The organism is Enterococcus sp. DIV0546 (assembly GCF_051712785.1).
In the GTDB taxonomy this organism is placed as follows: domain Bacteria; phylum Bacillota; class Bacilli; order Lactobacillales; family Enterococcaceae; genus Enterococcus; species Enterococcus faecalis.
On the sequence record NZ_JBIOPO010000001.1, the window covers coordinates 1,002,199 to 1,025,530 of the forward strand.

The window sequence follows — 23,332 nt, forward strand, 5'->3', positions numbered from 1 at the left end:
GTAAGTTTGAGAAGATGAGAATGAGAGGAAAAGCAATGAATATACAACGGTTTATAGAAAAACGCAAAGCACGTGGTTTGTCGCAAAGTGAATTAGCTAAAGGGATTTGTACGCAAGTTACGGTTAGTCGCTTTGAAAAGAATGGTCAAGTCCCAACTTTAAAAATATTGATCCAACTATGTAATCGTTTAGAGCTACCTTTGGGGGAACTCTTCCCGCGCGTAGGGATTAAACAACCTGAAATTCTTGAAAAAATGGAAGAAGCAGAATTCTTCTTGATTACCAGCGAACATGACCAATTGCAAACAATTTTAAAAAATATTCCTTTTGATGAAATCAAAGATTCCCAACTGTTATTAGAATATTATTATTTACAAGGCTTTGTCATGATTTTTCAAAATGCTTCGTTGATGGATTGCTTATTTACCTTTGAAAAACTTCTGTTTGAAGAGCAAAAATACACGAGCGATATTTACCGTTTGTTAGCTTTTACTGGAATTGGCATGGCCTATGCCAAAGAAGGCGAAATTGAGAAAGCCGAATTTTATTTCAATAAGGTCTTCAAGGAAATTTATCTCTATACTATTCAATCAATGGAAGATACTTGGCGAGTATTAAATGTTGTCTTTCACTGTGGTGTTTTTTATGCAGAAAAAGGCGATTTAGAAACAAGTGATGCTTTGTTAGAGTATGCGATTTCCATCTGTTCTGATAATCACGTCACGTATTACTTGGCAAGAGCAGCTTTCCAACTTGCGAAAAATGCCTTAGCTGAAGAAAAGCCGCAAGAGCAAATTTTAGAACTACTACAAGATGCCCGCGCGTATGCAAAAATCAATAAAAACCGCATCTTGTTGGAAGCAATTCAAACATTGAAAGAAACAATTTTATCTAAGAATAATTAGTTTATATAGAAAATTATATATTTATTTTCAAAATATAATAAAAAAAGCGTTTTTTAAAAGAGTTCAAGACATGTTACGACCTTAAATGAAAATTTTAAGGTCGTTATTTTATATAAAAAAATATATAAACGACTTGACTGGCATCAAATAAAGGCGTATGATTCATTTGTGAATAAATGTGAAATAAAACACAATCTTTCGTGGAGAGGAAGTCTTGAGGTGCAACAAAGTCAAACTATTTATTTGATGGGCACAGTAATAGATGTATTTGTAGACCATGAAGAACCTGAAAAAATTCTAGAAGAAGTGCATCAACGATTGATCACTTATGAACAACGCTTTAGTGCAAATGATTCCACTTCGGAACTGATGGCTGTCAATCAACAAGCTGGGCAAAAACCAGTCAGCGTTCATCCAGAGTTGTATCAATTAATTGCATTAGGGAAAAAACATAGTTGTGATCCAGCTAGTCATTTGAATGTTACCATTGGCCCGTTAGTTCAAACATGGCGAATCGGTTTTAAAGATGCCCGTGTCCCGTCAGAAGAGGAAATTAAAGCCTGTTTGAAAAAAATTAATCCAGAAAAGATTCACTTAAATCCCTTAAAACAAACGGTTTTTTTGGAAGAAGAAGGAATGAAATTAGATCTGGGGGCTTTAGCAAAAGGCTATATCGCTGATTTACTAATTGCCTATTTGAAAGAAGTCCATGTGACGTCTGCTTTGATTAATCTGGGCGGCAATATTGTGACGTTGGGGCCCTCTATGCATCAAAACAAAAAATGGCGAATTGGTATTCGCAATCCGCAAGAATCCAGAGAAACAATCAGCTTACTTGTCGAAGTGGCTAATCAATCGGTTGTGACGTCGGGCATTTATGAAAGAAGTTTAACCGAAGCTGGGCGAGTCTATCACCATTTGTTGGATCCGACAACCGGATACCCATTGGAAACTGAAATGGCCAGCATCACAATTATCTCGGATGCTTCAGTGGATGGTGAGATTTGGACAACGCGTTTATTTGGTTATCCAATTCCAGAAGCGCTTGAAATCCTCAATCAACTAGATGGGATTGAAGGAGTCATCATTACACAAGACCAGCAAATTTTATATAGCAGCGGGTTAGCAGATACTCTTCACATTATCCATTCATAGAACCGAAAAAGAAAGGACAGCTCATTATGAAAAAAATTATCGGCTTAGTAGGAACGAACTCAGAGCAATCAACCAATCGTCAACTTTTGCAATTTATGCAACACTATTTTGCGCAGGAGGCTGACATTGAACTAGTTGAAATTGTTGACTTTCCTATGTTTAACAAGCCAGAAGACAAAGCTTTGCCAGAAATAGTTAAAACGGTTGCTGAAAAAATTGAAGCAGCAGATGGCGTCATTATCAGTACGCCTGAATATGACCATGCGGTGCCGGCTTCTTTGATGAATGCCCTAAGTTGGTTATCTTACGGGATTTTTCCGTTTGTTGATAAACCAGTTATGATTACTGGTGCATCCTATGGCACGTTAGGTTCCTCTAGAGCACAAGCGCATCTACGTCAAATTTTAGATGCTCCTGAATTGAAAGCACGAATTATGCCAAGCTCTGAATTTCTATTAGCGCATTCCTTACAAGCTTTTGATGAAAACAATGCGTTAAAAGATTCAGAACAAATAGATAAACTAGCTGGTTTGTTTGCAGATTTTTGTGTATTTATTGAAATTACAGAACAGCTGAAACATGCGCATGCGCAAAATAAAAAAGAAGCAGAAAATTTCTCATGGGAAACGATTTAACGAAATGGAGTGAATAAAATGAAATTAATTGGGATCGTCGGATCAAACGCTGATTCTTCTTATAATCGGTTACTACTGCAATATATTGGCAAAGAGTTTTATAAAATGTTCGACTTGGAAATTTTAGAAATTAAAGATATTCCAATGTTTAATCAAAGTAAGGATCAAACGAACAGTGTCTTGATTCAGAATATGAATCGCAAAATTTTACAAGCAGACGGCGTAATTATTGCGACGCCCGAACATAACCATACCATTCCTGCCGGTTTGAAAAGTGTGTTAGAATGGTTATCATTCAAAATTCATCCGCTGGAAAATAAACCAGTAATGATTGTTGGTTGCTCTTATTATGATCAAGGAACCTCGCGTGCGCAATTACATCTCCGTCAAATTCTTGATGCACCTGGTGTCAATGCAATCGTGATGCCTGGGAACGAGTTTTTATTAGGGAAAGCTAAAGAAGCATTTGATGAAAACGGCAACTTAATTGCGGAGGGAACACGTCAATTTTTAGAAAGCACATTACAAAAATTCGTGGAATTCATTGATGTGATTTCAAAATTAGAAGGAGCTAAGCCAAAAGACTTACCTGAGGATTTACATGCAAAAGGAACCATTGAAACAACGATCGAAGGGGTTGATATGGCAGCAGATGATTGGGTAGAACAAGCAGCAGAAGTGGTTCAGGCTGTGGAAGGCGACACATATGTAAAATTAGATCGAGGCATTTTAACCGTAGATCAGCTAAATTATTTCTTAAAATCAATGCCAATGGAATTGACTTATGCAGACAGTAACAATCAATTTTTATATTACAATAAAAAAATGGCTGCTGAAGAAATGTTTGCTAAACGGCAACCAGGACAAGTTGGTAATCCATTAGCGAATTGCCATCCGCCAAAAGCATTGAAAAATGTAGAATGGGTGATTCAACAATTACGGTCAGGAAAAACAGATGCTATTCGCGTTCATGTTCCAATGCACGGACCAGATACCTATGTAGTGCATAACTATCAAGCGATGTATGATGATAATGGAAATTACGCGGGAATTAATGAGTATATTTTAGACTTTAAACCAATTGTTGATTGGTATTTAAAACAAACTGGGCAAGAATTAGTCGGTGGAAAAAACGTCGATGCAGTCAGTGGTGCCTCCAAAAAAGAAGCGCCAGAAACGGCAGATAGTGTCTCAAGTGCATCAGTCCATGAAGAAGAGTCAGCGACCGAAAAGCCAACAGTTGACAGCGTTTCTAGCGCTTCAATTAAAGAGTAAAATAACAGCAAAAAATAGCGGCAACAAGTAGTCATACTGTATTCAGATTAGCAATGCCAAATGAGGACTTTTATTGACAGAAGCTGATACTTAAAAGAGTAAGAACTTTATAGGAAGATAGTATAGAAGACGAACCAAAAGTTTCAATCATTTTTGACGAATAGGCTAGAAAAGAAACAGAAAATTAGTCAAACAAATCAGCTTTTCTTTAAATTTAAAGTAAAAAAATAACAAAAAAAGCCTCCTTGGTGACGCAAGGGGGCTTTTTTTGGTTAAAATAATACTTTTCTATGAAGATTCCTAAATATTGAAAGAATCATTTTTAAATTTGTGGAAAAAATAAGCAAGATTGACACTCACGTCTTGTTAAAAAAATAGATACTTAAGGCGTGATAGTTTGGAGTTGAAAATGTGACTACTTTGTTAGATGAATTATTAGACCAAGAATTCCGAGATAAATTACTTATTTATCAAACTTTTATGAATAGTGAAGGTCCATTATTAAAAGAAGAATTTTATGGATATTTTGATTTATCCACTCAAAAGTTAGAATCGTTGTGCCGTCAAATAAATTATGAATGTACACAGATTTCTTCAAGGAGTCAAATTCTTTTTCCAGCTAAAGGACTGATTAGTGCGCAAAAATTATCGCAAATTGATTATCAAGCCTTAAGAAAATATTATTTTGATCAATCACTAATGGCCAAGTTGCTTCTTGATGTGGGCCTCTATCAAAAGCACACGATTCAAGAATTTTCTCAAATTCATTTTATGAGCAAAAGCAAAATTTATGCCTTCTCGTATAAACTAAATCTGATTTTAGCTAATTGGCGTATTAAATTAAAGTCAACAGGCTTGGTTGGAGAAGAGAAAAATATCCGAAGTTTTTGTTTTCAATGCTTGTATTATTTTTATGGAAGTAATCAAGAAAGGCTGCCTAACATTTTGCTGGAAAATAGTCCTGGCATTAAACAATTTATAAACGATCTACAATTGATGTATCAAAGAACGTTTAGTCTTAATCAAAGCGCACAACTATTTATTCTTTTAACGATTCAACGTTTTCGTGTATTTTCTGATCATGTAGTGGACTCTTTTACGGAAGTTCATGTGCCTAGCTGTTTACAGCATGCGTTTGAAAAAATTTATACAAGCGAAACCCCTCTTTTTAAAGAGGATTTTGGCAAAGAGACTTCATATATTTTTCTTTTTTTAAGTTTAAATGAATACATTGATAGTCCGATTGTTTTTCCAGATAAGTTAACCATGTTAGACGAATTTATTGATCATATGAATAGTGTTATTCCTTTCTTTGAAAAGCGAATTACGGTGGAAACAAAAGAAAAATTAAAGTTGATTTGTTATCGCTGGGACCACCTATACTTTTCAGTGGCTGCATTTATTCCCGCCAAGCAGAGCAGTTTCTTTGAAGAGCGGTTTCCTCAAATTCATCGCGCCTTAGATGGTTTTATACAAAAGACAGAGTCGCTGTATCAAAAACGATTTTTAATGTATGAACGCGTGCATCTATACTATGATTTTATGTTTTGTTTGTTAAATGATCGGTCTTTTTGCGCAATTGAAAAAACGATTCATGTATTTGTTGATTTTTCTGGTGGGGAGGATTATAACCGCTTTATTGCAAAAATTATTGCTTCTTTCAATTATATGGATGTGATGATTGATCACAAATTAACCTTAGAAACCGATTTGTATTTGTCCGATTTTTATAGTTCGAAAGTACGGTGTCGTCAATTGACATGGCGTCATTTGCCGGAAACAAAAGATTGGCAAGTATTTGCTGAGGTGGTCAGAGAACTAAGAAAGGGAGAGACTCAGAAAAATGAGCACTATGAGAGAGACCCAATCGAGATGTGGCGAGAACAAGAATACGAAGGATAGTCAATTGAGACAAGCAGTTAACTATAAAGACTTAACTGGTCAAAAGTTTGGTGAGTTGACAGTAGTAGCACCAACGGCAAAAAGAAAAGAAGGGCTAATTGTTTGGACCTGTCGCTGTTCTTGTGGGAGCTATACAGAAGCTTCAAGAAGACAACTAATTCGTGGGTATCGAACCAAATGTGCGCACCATCGCTATCAAACAATGTTGAAAAAAAACTATCATGAATTAGTCGTGGTACGGATCGAAAGTATTCAACAGACAATGAAAGCGTATTGTCTGTGTTCGTGCGGACAATCTTGCTGGGTTCGCTGTGAAAATTTGTTGAATGGCCATACCAAAAGTTGCGGTCATCGTAAAAAGAAGGATTACCGACAAAGAGTTGCTGGCGTAATTCCAGGGAAGTTACAAAGTAAACGCCCCAAAAATAATAGCAGTGGACACAAAGGGGTGAGCCAGACCGCTTCTGGGAAATGGCTGGCTTATATCTCTTTGAAAGGCAAGCGCCATAACTTAGGTATCTTTACGAAAAAAAGTGAAGCAATTTTAGCAAGAAAATTAGCAGAACGTCGTCTATTTCAACCAATTTTACAACAAGAAATAGTGACTACAAATAAGGAAGTTTAGCAACAGAGAGGATGCGAAAGATGTTAGCAGGCTTATTTTCAGTAACTGGAATGATTTTATTGGGGATTTTATTTTGCTTAATTGGTTATCAAACGTTTCGAAAACATCATCATTAAGAGAAGAATGTTCTAGCTAGATAATTTCATCGACAGATGAAATTATCTAGCTTTTTTTATAAAAAAGCTAAGAAAAGGATAAGAGATTGTGGAAATTCTTTAGGTTGTTTAACAAAGCCTTAATTTCCTTTGTTTTAGATTGTGGTTAAGAAGATTTTTCTCTATACTAAGTCTTCGGAAATCAAAGAAAAGAAAGGAGCGAGTGATGTGGTTAAAAAAATTGGTTTAAGTATAATGCTCTTATTTTTTTTCTTAATTATCGCACTCCCAATCTATGCGTGGAAGATTGAGCCGAATTTAGTTCACGTTAATCAGGTGACTTTGGGAAAGAAAAATCAACGAGAACCATTGAATGTTGTGCAACTTTCGGATATACAAGTTTCAGAATTTTATGAGACGAAGCGGTTAGATAAAGTCATAAAAAAAGTCAATCGTGAAAAACCAGATATTATCGTTTTTACAGGTGATTTATTTGACAATTATGCCAAAAATCCGCAACAAAAAGAACCGATGATTGAAAAGTTAAAACAGTTGCAAGCGACAATTGGAAAATATGCAGTTTGGGGAAATCATGATTATGGTGGCGGTGCTTCTGCGGTGTATGATGAAGTCATGGAGGCCAGTGGCTTTACCGTTATGAAAAACCAAGGAGAAACAGTAACCTTAGCAGATGGACGCCGTCTTTTTATTGGTGGTTTAGATGACTCGTTATTAGGAAATCCTTCCGTTTCAGAAACATTATCCTATCGAGAAACGTATGACTATGCGTTATTAATGACCCATGAACCAGATGTCGCGGATGCATTTGTTGGTACGGGTACACAGTTAGTTTTAGCAGGACATAGCCATGGCGGACAAATTTGGATTCCTTTTTATCCAATCACAAATGTTTTAGCAGAAAAGTATACCAGAGGATTGTATCAGTTGGACCAAGAAACGCAACTATATGTTAATACAGGCTTAGGAACGACCGCCATTCATGCCCGTTTTGGGGTGATCCCTGAAATTACACATTTTACTATCTATATTTAAAAAGTCTGGTCAATCCGACCAGACTTTTTTCTGTTATTTAACAGAATTATTTTTAAGAAAAAGATGTACATATTTTGGTGAAACGTTTCTATAAAATGCTTTAAAATATCTAGAAAAGAGTATTTTTATGGAAAAAGAAGCAGGGAAAATAATTTCATTATAAATGGTCTATAGCGCTTTTTAATGCTGTTATTTTTAAACAAAACCATAATGTAAGGGTTTACAACCGTTTGAAGTGAATGTATAATCTGTTTGTAGAAACGTTTCACTAAAAAGAAAGGAACCCTGCTTATGAAAAAACTAAAAAAGTTTTATGATCAGCGGCAATTGCATTGGATGGTACTTCCGGGTGTAGCATTCATGATTGTCTTTAACTACATTCCAATTTATGGAATTATCATTGCTTTTAAAAATTATACGATTGTTGATACGGTTTCTTCTGCACCATGGGTTGGACTTGAAAATTTTCGAATCATTATGGAAGATAGTTTTTTTTGGGAAGCAGTTCGTAATACCTTAGCGATTAGTTTAATGAAACTTTTTTTAGGATTCGCTATTCCGATTATCTTAGCGGTAATGATTTTTGAAATGAGAGATGGACATTTAAAAAAAGTGATTCAGACAATTTCTTATATTCCGCACTTTTTTTCTTGGATCGTTTTAGGCGGGATGTTGATTTCGTGGCTTTCAACAAATGGCTTTATCAACCAAGTCATGATGTCGTTAGGCTTAATGAATCAGGGCGTCAATCATTTGTTAGATCCTGATAAGTATTGGTGGATTGCTGTTCTTTCTGATTTGTGGAAAGAAGTAGGTTGGGGCACGATTCTCTATCTTGCTGGCATGTCTCGTATTGATCCAACGTTTTATGAAGCGGCGAGAATTGATGGTGCTTCAAAATTAACACAAATCCGAACGATTACTTTGCCCTTATTAGCGCCGATTATTTCGTTGAACTTAATTCTAAATGTTAGCGGTTTATTGGGATCGAACTTAGATCAAACGTTGGTTTTAATGAATGCTCAAAACCAAAACAAATCAGAAGTAATTAATTCATTTGTTTATCGTATGGGGCTAACGCAAGGGGACTTTTCTTATGCGACGGCAGTTGGTTTAGGGATTTCTGTTATTTCAATTGTTTTATTAGTCATTACAGATCGCATTACTAGAAAAATGAACAATGGTCGGTCGGTTATTTTATAAAGGAGGCAACAGCTGTGATTAAAAGAAAATCAAAAGAAAACAAATGGTTTTACTTTTTCAATACGTTAATTCTTGTGTTGTTTTCTTTATTAATTATCGTGCCAATTTGGAATATTTTAGTTTCCTCAGTTTCGTCAAGTTCGGGTTTAGCCGGTAAAGGCTTGGTTTTATGGCCGAAAGGATTTACGCTAGAAAATTATCGGAAAGTTTTTTCGGATAGTAGCATTCCGCGAGCGTTTTTGATTTCTGTTTTAAAAACAGTCATCGGTGCGTCGACGCATACGCTGTTCTGTGCAATTGTTGCTTATGGACTTAGTAAATCTAGACTAGTCGGGCGTAATATTTATACAACGATGGGTGTCATTACAATGTACTTTGGTGGGGGCATGATTCCCACGTATCTTTTGATTAAGTCATTAGGACTCTTAGATACCTTCTGGGTATATATCATTCCAGCTTTATTTAGCTATTATGATGTAGTTATCTTAATGAACTTTTTCCGAGAAATTCCACCATCTTTAGAAGAATCCGCCAAAATAGACGGCGCCAGTGAATTTCAAATTTTTTATAAAATCTTTTTACCTTTAACAAAACCGGCATTAGCCACCATTATTTTATTTAATGGGGTTGGTCAATGGAATGACTTTATGACCACGAAATTATACATTACCAAAGAATATTTGTATCCATTGCAGATGAAAATTTATGAAATTATTGTTCAATCCAACTTGAGTACCATGACAGAGAGCGGTAGTACAGATATGGTGGTACAGGCAACAACACGTGGTGTTCAGCTGGCAACAATTGTCATTACAACGATACCAATTTTAATCATTTATCCATTACTACAAAAACACTTTATCGGCGGTATGATGGCCGGTGCAGTAAAAGAATAAAGAAAGTAGGGAACAATATGAAAAAAGTTTTAGGCGGTTTATTGGTGGCAACGGCGGTCGTTAGTTTAGCGGCCTGTAGCGGAGGGGAAAAGAAAGCTAGCTCAGATGTCTCAATTAAGGATCGGTATGAATTAGATGAAAAGACGCCTGCTTGGAAGTTAGATAAGAAGAAAGAACCGACCAAGATTAAATGGTATATTAACTCAGATTGGACGGCATTGCCTTTTGGAAAAGATGTGACCACTGCGCAGATTAAAAAAGATTTAAATGTGGATATTGAATTTATTTCCGGCGATGATTCAAAATTAAATGCCATGATTTCAAGTGGAGATATGCCTGATATCGTGACATTAACTGAAAAAACTGGACAAGCAGCATTGAAAGCAGATTCTTGGGCCTATTCTTTAAACGATTTAGCTAAAAAATATGACCCCTATTTAATGAAAGTTGTTAACCAAGATACGTTTAAATGGTATGCCTTAGAGGATGGAAAAACATATGGTTACCCTAATTACTCTAATACAAAAGCGGATTATGAAAGTGGAAATATCCCAGTAAATGATAATTTTGTTATTCGTGAAGATGTCTATAATGCATTAGGCAAGCCAGACGTTTCAATACCAGAAAATTTTGAAAAAGTCATGCAACAGATTAAAGAAAAATATCCTGAGATGACCCCAATGGGCTTCACCACAGTGGGCGATGGTGCAGGACCATTTTTAGACAAATTACAAGACTTCTTAGGTGTTCCTTTAGAGGATAAAAATGGTAAATACTATGATCGAAATTTAGATAAAGAATACTTAGAATGGTTAAAAACATTTAATGATGTTTACCGAGCAGGCAATATTAGTGATGATAGCTTCACAGATGATGGAGCAACGTTTGATGAAAAAGTGAAACAAGGAAATTATGCAACCATGCTCGTTGCTGGAACTAGTGGTCAAGGTGGAAACTTTACAGAATTTATGAAAAAATCTGGCACACGTTATATAGCCATTGATGGACCAAGTAGTACTTCTGGCCGAAAACCAACATTAAATCAAACCGGGATTTCAGGTTGGTTAAGTAATTACATTACGAAAGATGCGAAAGATCCAGCGAAAGTCACTCAACTATTCACATATTTAATTGATGAACCGGGACAAATTTTAACAAAATATGGCGTTGAAGGAGTTACTTATGCGTACAATGATCAAGGAAAAATTGATTATTTACCAGAAGTGAAAAAATTAGAACAAACAGACAATGATGCCTACAACAAAAAATATGGCATTAGTCGTTTCCTATACTTTAACAATGACCGTGTTAATAAACTAAAAGTGCCAATGGAAAGTGCTTTAACGCAAATGCAAGAATGGGGCAAAGGAAAATTGGTCCCACATTTCGTAATTGAAAATATTAATCCAGATGCAGGAACGCCGGAAGCTCGGGCGAATGAAGCGATTGAAACCAAACTAAATACAACCGTTATTTCAATGATTCGTGCGAAAGATGATAAAGCCTTTGACAAATCTTTAGAAGACTACAAAGCATTCTTAAAATCAAATAAATGGGATGCAATTGAAAAAATAAAATCTGAGAAAATGGCGGAAAACAGAGACAAACTTAAGTAAGAGAGGAGGAGAGAAAAGCGGATAAAGCAACGAGAAATCCGCTTTTCTCTTTTAATATGAATAAGCTATTTGCATATGAAGGTTGGTATTATCGGATTTTTTCTTTTATTGCCAACCTAATCATTATTAATTTTCTCTTTTTAATTACCTGTATAACAGGCATCTTTAGCGGTGTCGGCTTAATTGCGTTGTATCGAACGATTTATCGTTTGTATCGTGAAAAAGATATTCCTGTTTTGCGAACGTTTTGGACAGCATTAAAAAATAATATCATGCGAGGTTTTATTTTAACAGGTGTCTTGTTCGTTGCTTTTTTACTGGGCGGTATTGTCGTAACAAGTTTATTTAAAATAGCCACTAGTTTAGGTTTCTTAGCTATTTTTCTATTAAGTTTTGTTGCATTATTTTTGACGAGTTTTCTTTTTCTCTTTTCCGTTTTTAATTGGTCCGTTAAAAAGACACTAGGTGAGACGGTTTATGTGGTCTTAAGTAATAGTGCCAATGCGATTATTTTGTTTATTTTACCTCTTTTAACGTTTGTTTTTTTCTATAAGCTTAATTTGTTTTTATATATTGCGTTAGGATTCGGGACAACGGCTTTTCTTCAAGTTGCGTTTTTTCAGAAAGTGTTAGGTGTGGAACATGAATGAGTATTTTGAGTTTTGGGAAAAGACTAAGGAAGAACTTCAAAAAATACCGCTAGATATCCATCGGCGGGTCATTGACTATCCATTGGAAAATGTTCAAGTGGAACAGGTCGACTTTTTAAGTTTCCTAGGTGAGCGCATCTTTGGCTATTTGTTACTTCCTAAAACGGCGGGGAAACAGCCAATAGTGATTGATTGTTTAGGCTATATGAATCATATTCAAGAACCTTGGCAATTTGCTCATTGGACACAAATTGGTTGTGCTTGTTTTGTCATTGATAATCGAGGTCAAGGGGGATTAACCAAAGATCGCGTGCCATACCAAACAATTTGGCATGAAGCACCAATGGGACGAGGATTTCTAGACAAAGAAGATTGGTACCAACGCCGTTTGTTTGCCGACCATTTACGTAGCGTAGAAGTGGTGCGGACCTTTACTGAAATTAATCAGGACCAAATCATTCTTCGTGGTGGTTCCCAAGGGGGTGGCGTAGTGTTAATGGTGAACAGTTTAGTCGACTTCCCGATTTTAGCTACTTTTGCAGATGTTCCAAGTCATTCTTGTTTAGAAAATAGAGTAGCAGAAGGAACGGGGTCGTATCAAATTATTCATCAGTACTTACAAGAGCATCCCCAAGCGCATGAAAAAATTGCCGCGGTTCTTCCTTATTTTGATAGTCGTCACTTTGTTTCGCAAATTAAAAATCCAGTCTTTGCTTCTGTTGGGAGTCATGATCCGATATGTCCAATGAAAGATTTTTTCCCTTCTTATCATCAGATAAAGGCAAGAAAAGCAGTCAGAGTGTATTGGAAAAAAGGCCATGGTGGCGGTGAAACAACTCAGATCCGTCGTGAAATGCGTCAAATTCAACAACTATTGCAGGAGGTTAAAAATGAAAATAGCTACGTATAATGTCCGGGTAGATACAGAGTATGACCAAGATTGGCAATGGTCTTTTCGTAAAGAGGCTGTTTGTCAGTTAATCAATTTTCATGATTGGAGCCTTTGTTGTATTCAAGAAGCACGACCGAATCAAGTCAGGGATTTAAAGGCGTATACAACATTCACCTGTCTTTCTGCGGAAAGAGAAGGGGATGGTCAAGGAGAAGGACTAGCGATTCTCTATAACGAACAAAAAATTCAGGCTATTGATACAGGGTATTTTTGGTTATCTGAAACACCTCAGCAGCCAAGTATCCATCCTGAAGCTGGCTGTCCAAGAATTGCTTTGTGGGGACTATTTAAGGAAACGACTCAAAATACCCCTTTTTTAGTCATCAATGTTCACTTGGATCATATTTCAGCTCATGCTCGTTTAGCAGGAATGACCGTTATCTTAGAGGAGTTACATGACAAAATTGCACAGTATCCAACTTTATTAATGGGCGATTTTAATGCAGAGTCGGAGGAAGCGGTTCATCAACTTGTTCAAAAAAAATTTCAAGATAGCAAAAATTTAGCTACTCATTATGGCCCAAGAGGAACATTTCAAAATTTTACTTACACAAAACCTTGGGCGGAATTAGAAGAAATTGATTATATTTATGTAAAAGGTTGGCAAGTACAGCAAACCGCAAGTTTAACAGATAGTATCGATGGACGTTTTCCCTCCGACCATTTTCCTTTAGAAGCAGAAGTATGTATTGAAGAAAGGTGAGAGTATGAAAGAAAATCAACTGATTCAATTAGTCGAAGAAATGACAATTGATGAGAAAATTAATCAATTATTACAATTAGCAGCAGCGTTTTATTCAGATAAAGCAGAAGAAAAGACCGGCCCTATGTCAGAGCTAGGACTAAGTCAAGAAACGATTGATACGGCGGGGACAACACTGGGTGTTTCCGGTGCAAATGAAGCAAAACGTGTTCAAAAAGAATATATGCAAAATCATCGATTAAATATTCCAACACTTTTAATGGCGGATATTATTCATGGTTTCAGAACCATCTTTCCGATTCCTTTGGCTTTAGGAAGCACTTGGGATGAAGCAGCGGTTGAAAAAATGGCGGAGATTTCAGCAAAAGAAGCTGCTGTTTCAGGATTACATGTAACCTTTTCACCAATGGTTGATTTAGTGCGCGATCCACGTTGGGGACGTGTCATGGAGTCAACAGGTGAAGATCCATTACTCAACAGTCGCTTAGCTGCTGCAATGGTTAGAGGTTACCAAGGAGAAAATTTAAAAGAGGACAATTGGCGAGTAGCCGCGTGCGTGAAGCACTTTGCGGCATATGGTGGTGCCTTAGCTGGTCGGGATTATAATACGGTAGATATGTCTGAACGGCAGCTAAGAGAAATGTATTTACCTGGCTATAAAGCTGGATTAGATGCGGGTGCAAAACTTGTCATGACGTCCTTCAATACAGTGGATGGGATTCCTGCTACAGGCAACCAATGGCTGTTTAGAGACGTATTACGAAATGAATTTGGCTTTGAAGGGGTTGTGATTTCAGACTGGGGAGCGATTAAAGAATTAATTCCTCATGGCGTTGCCAAAGATGAAAAACAGGCAGCAGAATTGGCTATCAAAGCTGGTGTAGATATTGAAATGATGACCACGTGTTATCCAGATTATTTAAAAGAATTACTTGAAGAAGGCCGGATTGCTGAAACACTTATTGATGAAGCAGTTATGCGAATTTTAAAACTAAAAAATGAGCTAGGCTTATTTGAAAATCCCTATCGTGGTGCGGATGAACAAGCGGAAGCAGAAGTGATTTTAAGCAAAGAACATCGAGAAATAGCTAAAAAGATTGCTCAAAAATCAATGGTTCTTTTAAAAAATGAAAATATTTTGCCTTTTACACCGCAAGAAAAAATCGCGCTTGTCGGTCCAGGGGCCCAATCACAAGATATTTTAGGGGCTTGGTCATGGCAAGGAAAGAAAGAAGAAGCCATTTCACTCGTGGCTGGGGCCCAAAAATTAACCACAAATCTTCTAGTTGCCCAAGAACCCTTTGATTACTTTGAACCGACCGCGGCGGCCATTGAAGAGGCTTTAACGTTAGCTAGTCAAGCAGATAAAGTAGTAGTGGCACTAGGCGAAACAGATTGGATGAGTGGGGAAGCTGCCAGTCGCAGTGATATTCGTCTACCCGAAAAACAATTAGCAGTGGTGGCACAAATTATTGAGAAAAATCCCAATGTTGTTGTCACGGTCTACAGTGGCCGGCCCTTAGATTTACAAGGGATAGATGTTGCAAAAGGAATTGTGCAAGCTTGGCAACCTGGAACAGAAGGGGGCAATGCGCTAGCAGAAATTTTGTGGGGAGAGTACAATCCAAGTGGTCGTTTAAGTATGTCGTTCCCAGAAACGGTTGGTCAAGTGCCAATTTTTTACAATGTCGACAATACTGGGCGTCCTTATGAGTCAGCACCAGAAGAAAAATATGTTTCTAAATATTTAGATGTCTCCAATTACGCTAAATATTCCTTTGGATTTGGCTTAAGTTATAGTCATTTCTCTTATCAACCAATTCAACTAAGTGCATTAACATTTACCAAAGAACAACCAATCACGGTCTCTGTTTTAGTAAGAAATGACAGTCCAATCGCTGGAGAGGAAACCGTGCAATTTTATGTACGTGATTTGGTGGGACAAGTGGTTCGCCCAATTAAAGAGTTAAAAGATTTCCAAAAAGTTTGGCTGGAACCAAAGGAAGAAAAAGAAGTTCAGTTTCTTCTTTCAGAGGATATGGTGCGCTATGTTCATTCAGATAATCAGGTAACCAGTGATGCAGGTGAATTTATCGTAATGATTGGTGGAAATAGTCGCGATGTACAAACCGCAACAGTCACGTTAAATGAATAAGATGGGAAGGATAAGTTATGCAGATAAAGAAGCTTAAGCAAGCAGACACAGTCGCTACATTTCTAGAGACAGGTGATTTAAAAGAATTGAATAGCTGTGGCATGATGATTAATCAATTAGAAGGCAATCCTTTAGACGGCAGTATGAACCAACTCTATTTGCGGATAATTACAGGGGACACAATTAATTATCGACCAATGATTGGTTCCAACAGTCAAAGTGATTTTTATCTTTCAGATAACCAATTGACATGGCGGGGTGAATTTGAAGCGGTTCGTTACCAAGTTGACTTTCGTTTGGGGCCAAGCAATCAATGGTTCTGGCGGGTTAATGTCACTGGAACTGGCTTAGTAGATATTGTTTATGGTCAAGATATTGGCTTAGCGACAAAAGGAGCCGTTCAGTCAAATGAAGCGTATGTGTCGCAGTATCTTGATCATCACATTTGGCAAGAGGGCGAAGAGCTTGTTGTTTTATCAAGACAAAATCAACCGCAAAATGAGAAGTTTCCAGCCCTTATTCAAGGGAGTTTTCAAAAATTAGTAGGCTACTCAACGGACGGCTATCAATTTTTCGGACGTTCATTTAAACAAACAAACACACCAGAAGCATTGGGGAAAAGATATTTAGCAAATGAAGTCTATCAATATGAATTTGCTTACACCGCTTTACAAACGGAAGCCGTCCAATTAACGAATGAAAGTAAGGAATTTGTTTTTTATGGTGCGGTAACAGAAACACATCCGCAAGCATTAGCTGAACCTTTTTTATCGAAAGAAGACTTACAAGCTATTTATGAAACTGTGACATTCGATTCATTAGAAGAAACACAGGACTCTCCTCCGAAACTTTTAGGAGAACCTATCACAGGAAATCCATTAACAGAAGAAGAGTTGGCCGCACTTTATCCCTTTCAGACACAAATTGAAAAAGTAGCAGGTCAGACGTATTCCTTTTTCACGGAAAATTACCATCACGTTGTTCTTCAAGAAAAAGAAATTGCCATGGAAAGAGCGCATGGCCACATTTTATTAAGTGGTAAAGGCTTAACGGTTGACGAACCCTTGCTTAGTACGACAGTGTATATGTATGGCGTTTTCAATTCACAAGTGGTTTTAGGAAATACAACCATGAACAAATTAATGAGTAATAGCCGAAACGCTTTAAACGTTATGAAACGCTCTGGTCAACGAATCTACATTTTAGAGAATGGCTTATGGCGCTTACTAACAATGCCTTCTGCTTTTGAAATGGGGTTGAACTCTGCTACGTGGTATTATAAGTTGCCAAAGGATACAATTCGGGTACGCACCTTCACTTCGCCTGATTCAAGAGTGATTCAATTGGAAGTGACCAGTCAAAAGGATGCGTATATGTGGGCTGTTTCTAACCATTTGTTATTAGGACCTGAAGAAGTACCAACCTATCAATTAGAACAAACTGGCAAAACACTTCGAGTGACGGGAAATCATTCTGCTACAGAAAATTATTACCCAGAACTAACCTATGCATTGACAGTTGATAAATCATTTCAAGTAACCGATAGCACATTATTTGGTGGAGCTGAAGCGGACTTATTAGTCTTGGCAATCGAAAAGACCCAAAAATTTTCACTACTTATTACGGGCAGTATAGAGGACCAAGCATTAGTCAATACACCATTAGATTTTGAAAAAGCAGAAAGTCAATATTTGGCATTCATTAATGGCTTGTTGCATCATTTTGAGTTAACACACACAGACTTAAGTGTGCAGCAAATGAATCAATTAACTCGTTGGTATACTCATAATATGCTCGTTCATTATTTGTCGCCACATGGCTTAGAACAGTATGGTGGAGCAGCTTGGGGCACACGAGATGTGTCGCAAGGACCGACAGAATTTTTCTTTGCGACGCAACAGCCTAAGATCGTGGCCTCCATTATTCAGCATCTATTTGAAAATCAATTTGAGGACGATGGCAACTGGCCGCAATGGTTTATGTTTGACCGATACGAAGAACAAAAAGCCAGTGAAAGCCATGGCGATATTATCGTCTGGCCATTGAAAGTAGTGACTGATTATTTGGAACAAACCGCAGATTATTCAATCTTAGCTACGGAAATCCCTTATACAAGTCGCAAAGATAATCACAAAACAAAAGAAACAGCATCTTTATTTGAACATTTGAAAAAAGAAATAAATTATATTGAACAACATTTTTTACCAGAAACTTTTCTATCCTGTTATGGTGACGGCGATTGGGATGACACGTTACAACCTTATGATAATCGTCTTAAAGAGCAAATGGCTAGTAGTTGGACCGTTGCCTTAACGTATCAAGTGTTGAAAAAATTTGCGGCTTTAATTACGGAAATCGATGCTACTTATAGTCAGCACTTAACAATTTTAGTCGCAGGAATAAAGAACGATTTTCAAAAATATATGTTGGCGGATGAAACGATTCCAGGGTTTATTTATATGGAAACGCCAGAAACTTTTGAACAAATGATTCACCCAAATGACCAAAAAACAGGGATTCAATATCGATTATTGCCAATGACTCGTAGTATGTTAGCTGAATTATTAACACCGGAACAAGTAAGTCATCATTTAGAAATTATTGAAAAAGAATTAACGTTTCCTGATGGCGTGCGCTTAATGAACAAACCAGCGAACTATCGAGGCGGTGTGAGCACTAATTTTAAACGAGCAGAACAGGCGGCTAATTTTGGTCGCGAAATTGGCTTACAGTATGTTCATGCGCACATTCGCTATACAGAAGCGATGGCGAAAATTGGTCAGCGAGACAAAACCTGGCAAGCATTAATGCAAATCAATCCAGTTCAATTAAAAGAAGTGGTTCACAATGCAGAGTTACGTCAAGCCAATGCCTATTTTAGTAGTTCCGATGGCGATTTTAAAACAAGGTATGAATCACAAGAAAATTTTGGTAAACTAAAAGATGGAAGTATTGGGGTAAAAGGTGGTTGGCGAATTTATTCAAGCGGGCCGGGAATTTATTTAAATCAATTAATTACAGCTGTTTTAGGGATTCGGCAAAAGGCCCAAAGCGTGGTTTTTGATCCCATGTTACCAGAAAAATTGTCTGGTTTAGCACTAACTTACCAATTGTTTGATAAACCTGTCACATATAAATTTTATCCAAATCAGTCAGCGAAAATAGTTATCGATGGTCAAGAAGTTCCGTTTAAGTTTGAAGAAAACCCTTATCGAGAAGGGGGAATGGAAGTTCAAAAAGACGAGGTGCTTTCATTATTAAATGAAGCAAGTGTTATTGAAATTTACCATTAGAAAGGAGAGTAGTCCATGGTAGGAATTAAAGATATTGCAAAAAAAGCAGGCGTATCAATCTCGACCGTTTCTTACGCATTGAATGGTAGTTCAAAGGTAACTGAAGAAACACGAACGCGCATCCAAGCAATTGCTGAAGAGCTAAACTATGTTCCTAACATGGCCGCTCGCACATTAAAACGTCGTCAAACCAATATTATTGGTGTCTATTTGGCCGATTATGGCGGTAGTTTTTATGGTGAATTGTTGGAGGGAATTAAGAAAGGCTTAGCACTGTTTGATTATGAGATGATTGTCTGCAGCGGTAAAAAGTCACATCTTTTCATTCCTGAAAAAATGGTGGATGGGGCAATTATTTTAGATTGGACATTTCCAACAAAAGAAATTGAAAAGTTTGCTGAACGAGGCCATTCGATCGTTGTCCTTGATCGAACCACTGAGCATAGGAATATTCGGCAAGTTCTCTTGGATAATCGTGGCGGTGCCACGCAGGCAATTGAGCAATTTGTCAATGTGGGTTCAAAAAAAGTTCTTCTGCTTTCTGGACCAGAAAAAGGTTATGATAGCCAAGAAAGATTGGCTGTTAGTACACGAGAATTAACTCGTTTTGGGATACCTTATGAAATTATCCAAGGCGATTTTACCGAACCTTCTGGCTATGCGGCTGCTAAAAAATTTTTGAGTCAACCACAGACAGAACCAGTCGATGTTTTTGCTTTTAATGATGAAATGGCGATCGGTGTCTATAAATATGTTGCAGAAACAAATTACCAAATGGGGAAAGACATTCGGATTATTGGTTTTGATAATTCTGAACTAGGTGCGTTTGTGCAACCGCGATTAGCAACAATTGCCTATTCTAAACATCGATGGGGCATGGTGGCTGCAGAGAAAATTATTCATTTAATGCGGGGAGAACCTGCTGAGAGCGAACACATTTACACTCGTTTTATAGAAGGAGAATCTTTTCCGTCTGAATAATAAATAAAAAGTTTGGTCCAATGCTAGCTAAGCTAGCGGACCAAACTTTTTTCTGTAATGGTAATTTCTTCTGATGCAATGGGTTCATCCAGACTGAGAAGGCGATCTCTAAATTTAAAATGGACCGGCTTATTCTCATTAATAAATTCATACGGGTAAGCGCCTTGGATTGTTTCACCAGGATTGATTTCATCTGCTAAACGATCTAATTTGTCTTGGAAAGGTGAATCTGTTAAGACTGCATATTGTAAATTTTGGGCTTTTCCGTGGACAGTTTGACTAACTTCCATAAAACTTTGAATCATTAGCTGAATATTTTGTGTTTTTTCGGTTGTATTGGTTAATTCAAACAGGACATAAAACATTGGTTTGCCTTGATAATCTTTTCCTTTATGCAAGGCAGTTAAGGCTAAACGACCATCTGGAACCAACAATGTTCGATTTTCATACGTCCCAATACTTGTCGCCAACACTTCATCAGGTGCGGGCGCACTTTGACTTGCTGGGCTGCCACTTACAGTTGAACAAGCACTTAATAAGGTACTTAGAACGAGTAAGCTCATTAAAATGTAGGGTTTCCTCATATAAAGTCCTCACTTTGGTTGATTGACTATGTAAAAAACAAATTGCTTGTATCTATATAAAAAAGAGTGCTACAAGCAATATTTTAATCGTAGTTCTAGTAAATAGCAATACTTTTATCAAAATTCATGTTTGGAAATATAATTTGAAAAATATTTTTAACTAGCAGAAAAACATTTCTAACAAAAAGTATTGGCTCAAAGTAAAGAGATCGTTTTGTTAGAAATGAGAAATGGCAACATAAAAGTTTTCTATTTTTCTGCAATTAAGACAGTTTCAAAAGTGAATTCACTAGGAATATGATTCGCAATTGAGTATTCAAAAATATGTCCATTGCCTAGGTAAGCAATTTGTTCTGCACGCATCAGGAAATCATTATCGGTTAAGTTTAAATATTTTTTTTCCAACGCAGAAGGACGGATCCCAGAAATGCTGACCCGCGCACTTTGAATTTTTTGATGCAATTGTTCCGAAATATATTGATAAATGGAGACTTTCAATTCTTTCATTGTCAAGTTCGGAATTAAAGCAACGGGCATCCAAGTGTATTCAATAATTGAGGGCACATCTTCGATAATCCGTAAACGAATAATTTTGTAGACTAACTCTTCTTCTGTGATACTTAATTTTTCAGTCACCCAAGGCTCAGGTACTTCTGTTGCAAAGCCTAAAACCACGGATTCAACTTTTCCATCGTAGGTTGAGTAAGTGCCGGTTAACGGAGAAAATTTAGTAATGGTTCGATTTTGAAAGTCTTGAACAAAGCTGCCCGAGCCACGTCGTCTGACAACATAACCTTCTTGCACAAGCAAATGTAAGGCTTTTGTAATGGTTAGTTCGCTGACCTGATATTTTTCTGCAAGAAGACGACCTTGGGGTAACTTTTGATTAATGGGATAAACACCTGCTTCGATATCCTGTTTTATAGCTGCATAAATTTCTTTATAACGTGTATTTGTCCGCATCAGAGTCCTCCTTTATCACCAGTATTTCTCTCATTATACCATGAATTTAACATGTTAAAACTATATATTTATTTTTAACGTAACCACTTAATAATCAAGTACTTAAATAAAAGTAGTTGACTTATTCTTTTTAAAACTATATAGTTTTAAAAGTAAACAGAAGAACTTATTGATCTGATTGGTACTTTTTGTGAAAACCTTTTACAATAAAAGGGCAGCACAGAAAAGAGGGAGGTATGACAATGGAACATCATCAACTAAAAGCATTTCCGCAAGATTTTTTATGGGGCTCTGCTTCGGCAGCTTATCAAGTAGAAGGTGCTTGGAGTGAAGACGGCAAAGGCGCATCTGTTTGGGATGAATTTGTTCGGCTACCAGGAAAAACGTTCAAAGAGACAACTGGTGATTTAGCCGTCGATCATTATCATCGTTTCAAAGAAGATGTGGCTTTAATGAAACAACAAGGTTTAAAAGCATATCGTTTCTCGATAGCATGGACACGAATTTTACCTGAAGGACGTGGTCAAGTAAATCAAGCGGGACTGAAATTTTATTCAGATTTAATTGATGAGTTGTTAGCGGCAGGAATTGAACCAATGGTAACTTTATATCATTGGGATTTGCCAGCTGTTTTGCAAAAAGAATATGGTGGCTGGGAATCAAGAAAAATTATTGCTGATTTTGTGGCCTATGCGAAAATTTTATTTGACGCTTTCCGTGGCAAAGTTCGCTATTGGATTAGTTTAAACGAACAAAATGTGTTTACTTCGTTAGGTTATCAATTAGCCGTGCATCCTCCCGGCGTAACAGATAATAAACGGATGTATGAGGCCAATCATATTGCTAATTTAGCCAATGCAGCAGTGATTAATGCGTTTCATGAATTAGAAATGCCTGGCAAAATTGGCCCTAGCTTTGCTTATACGCCTGTTTATGCCGTTGATGCGCATCCTGCCAATGTTTTAGCGGCTGAAAATGCAGAAGATTTGCTGTCGCATTTTTGGTTAGATGTCTATCTTTGGGGAGAATACCCAGTTGCCGCATTAAATTACTTACAGGAGCAAGGTGTGGCCCCAACGATAAAAGAGGGCGATTTAGCGTTACTACGTTCAGCCAAACCTGATTTTCTAGGTATTAATTATTATCGGACGGATACGGTTGCTGCTAATCCATTAGATGGCGTCGGAATAGGGAAGATGAATACAACGGGTGAAAAGGGTTCTGAAACGGAATCTGGGGTACCGGGTTTATTTAAAAAAGTAAATAATCCATATGTTGAACGAACGAACTGGGATTGGGCCATTGACCCGCAAGGTTTGAGAATTGCCTTACGACGATTAGCTAGTCGCTATCAAGTGCCTATTTTAATTACTGAAAATGGGTTAGGCGAATATGATACCTTAACAGAAGATAAACAAATTCATGATACGTATCGCATTGATTATTTGCGAAGCCATATCCAAGCGATTCAAGAGGCGATTACGGATGGCGTTTCAGTTATTGGTTATTGTACATGGAGTTACACCGATTTACTGTCGTGGCTTAACGGCTATCAAAAGCGTTATGGTTTTGTCTATGTGGATCAAGATGAAACACAAAAAGGTTCCTTAGAAAGAATCCCGAAAGACAGTTATTATTGGTATCAAAAAGTCATTGAAACAAATGGACTAATCTAATTATAAGAAAAGAGT

Annotated in this window: 19 protein-coding genes; 17 read left to right on the forward strand and 2 right to left on the reverse strand. The window is 37.1% G+C overall.

Annotation, left to right across the window (positions count from 1 at the left end; all coding sequences use genetic code 11):
• Positions 1-14: 14 nt before the first annotated feature.
• The 16 genes from IGJ24_RS04880 (at position 15) to IGJ24_RS04955 (ending at position 20,094) form a co-directional block, all read left to right on the forward strand.
• Positions 15-905 (forward strand): helix-turn-helix domain-containing protein, encoded by an 891-nt coding sequence (locus IGJ24_RS04880; protein ID WP_002382193.1) that lies wholly within the window; start codon positions 15-17, stop codon positions 903-905.
• Between the two features lie 219 nt (positions 906-1,124).
• Positions 1,125-2,060 (forward strand): FAD:protein FMN transferase, encoded by a 936-nt coding sequence (locus IGJ24_RS04885; protein ID WP_002369563.1) that lies wholly within the window; start codon positions 1,125-1,127, stop codon positions 2,058-2,060.
• A 26-nt stretch (positions 2,061-2,086) separates the two neighbouring features.
• Positions 2,087-2,695, forward strand: a complete 609-nt coding sequence (locus IGJ24_RS04890; RefSeq protein WP_002363762.1) for an NADPH-dependent FMN reductase — start codon at positions 2,087-2,089, stop codon at positions 2,693-2,695.
• A gap of 18 nt (positions 2,696-2,713) precedes the next feature.
• Complete coding sequence (locus IGJ24_RS04895) at positions 2,714-3,970, forward strand: NADPH-dependent oxidoreductase (RefSeq protein WP_002369562.1); 1,257 nt, start codon at positions 2,714-2,716, stop codon at positions 3,968-3,970.
• Between the two features lie 411 nt (positions 3,971-4,381).
• Positions 4,382-5,872, forward strand: a complete 1,491-nt coding sequence (locus IGJ24_RS04900) for a helix-turn-helix domain-containing protein (protein WP_289865579.1) — start codon at positions 4,382-4,384, stop codon at positions 5,870-5,872.
• Complete coding sequence (locus IGJ24_RS04905; protein ID WP_174125799.1) at positions 5,823-6,497, forward strand: hypothetical protein; 675 nt, start codon at positions 5,823-5,825, stop codon at positions 6,495-6,497. The genes IGJ24_RS04900 and IGJ24_RS04905 overlap by 50 nt, the downstream gene beginning before the upstream one ends.
• 257 nt (positions 6,498-6,754) lie before the next feature.
• The gene (locus IGJ24_RS04910) at positions 6,755-7,645 is read left to right on the forward strand and encodes a metallophosphoesterase (protein ID WP_002384670.1); all 891 of its coding nucleotides are present in this window, start codon (positions 6,755-6,757) and stop codon (positions 7,643-7,645) included.
• Between the two features lie 291 nt (positions 7,646-7,936).
• Positions 7,937-8,848, forward strand: coding sequence for an ABC transporter permease (locus IGJ24_RS04915; protein WP_002382199.1), 912 nt, complete (start codon positions 7,937-7,939; stop codon positions 8,846-8,848).
• Between the two features lie 14 nt (positions 8,849-8,862).
• The gene (locus IGJ24_RS04920; RefSeq protein WP_002357901.1) at positions 8,863-9,744 is read left to right on the forward strand and encodes a carbohydrate ABC transporter permease; all 882 of its coding nucleotides are present in this window, start codon (positions 8,863-8,865) and stop codon (positions 9,742-9,744) included.
• A 17-nt stretch (positions 9,745-9,761) separates the two neighbouring features.
• On the forward strand, positions 9,762-11,360 hold the full coding sequence (locus IGJ24_RS04925; protein ID WP_289865578.1) for a sugar ABC transporter substrate-binding protein: 1,599 nt from the start codon (positions 9,762-9,764) through the stop codon (positions 11,358-11,360).
• 56 nt (positions 11,361-11,416) lie between these two features.
• Positions 11,417-12,010, forward strand: a complete 594-nt coding sequence (locus IGJ24_RS04930) for a DUF624 domain-containing protein (RefSeq protein ID WP_002357898.1) — start codon at positions 11,417-11,419, stop codon at positions 12,008-12,010.
• Positions 12,003-12,920, forward strand: a complete 918-nt coding sequence (locus IGJ24_RS04935; protein WP_002385975.1) for an acetylxylan esterase — start codon at positions 12,003-12,005, stop codon at positions 12,918-12,920. The genes IGJ24_RS04930 and IGJ24_RS04935 overlap by 8 nt, the downstream gene beginning before the upstream one ends.
• Positions 12,901-13,665 (forward strand): endonuclease/exonuclease/phosphatase family protein, encoded by a 765-nt coding sequence (locus IGJ24_RS04940; protein ID WP_129193578.1) that lies wholly within the window; start codon positions 12,901-12,903, stop codon positions 13,663-13,665. The genes IGJ24_RS04935 and IGJ24_RS04940 overlap by 20 nt, the downstream gene beginning before the upstream one ends.
• A 4-nt stretch (positions 13,666-13,669) precedes the next feature.
• A complete protein-coding gene (locus IGJ24_RS04945) occupies positions 13,670-15,820 on the forward strand; it encodes a glycoside hydrolase family 3 N-terminal domain-containing protein (RefSeq protein WP_289865577.1) in 2,151 nt (716 codons plus the stop codon).
• Positions 15,821-15,837: 17 nt separating this feature from the next.
• Positions 15,838-19,113: a GH36-type glycosyl hydrolase domain-containing protein gene (locus tag IGJ24_RS04950; protein WP_289865576.1), complete on the forward strand. Its 3,276-nt coding sequence runs from the start codon at positions 15,838-15,840 to the stop codon at positions 19,111-19,113.
• 15 nt (positions 19,114-19,128) lie between these two features.
• Positions 19,129-20,094: a LacI family DNA-binding transcriptional regulator gene (locus tag IGJ24_RS04955; RefSeq protein WP_289865574.1), complete on the forward strand. Its 966-nt coding sequence runs from the start codon at positions 19,129-19,131 to the stop codon at positions 20,092-20,094.
• Between the two features lie 32 nt (positions 20,095-20,126).
• Here IGJ24_RS04955 and IGJ24_RS04960 read toward each other — a convergent pair whose 3' ends face one another.
• Together IGJ24_RS04960 and IGJ24_RS04965 are read right to left on the reverse strand one after the other, a co-directional pair.
• Positions 20,127-20,657 (reverse strand): DUF5067 domain-containing protein, encoded by a 531-nt coding sequence (locus tag IGJ24_RS04960; protein ID WP_002384665.1) that lies wholly within the window; start codon positions 20,655-20,657, stop codon positions 20,127-20,129.
• A gap of 270 nt (positions 20,658-20,927) precedes the next feature.
• Positions 20,928-21,641 (reverse strand): GntR family transcriptional regulator, encoded by a 714-nt coding sequence (locus IGJ24_RS04965; RefSeq protein ID WP_002366529.1) that lies wholly within the window; start codon positions 21,639-21,641, stop codon positions 20,928-20,930.
• Positions 21,642-21,883: 242 nt separating this feature from the next.
• Between IGJ24_RS04965 and IGJ24_RS04970 the strand changes: the two genes are divergently transcribed.
• Positions 21,884-23,317, forward strand: a complete 1,434-nt coding sequence (locus tag IGJ24_RS04970; RefSeq protein WP_016614978.1) for a glycoside hydrolase family 1 protein — start codon at positions 21,884-21,886, stop codon at positions 23,315-23,317.
• The last annotated feature ends 15 nt before the right edge of the window (positions 23,318-23,332 follow it).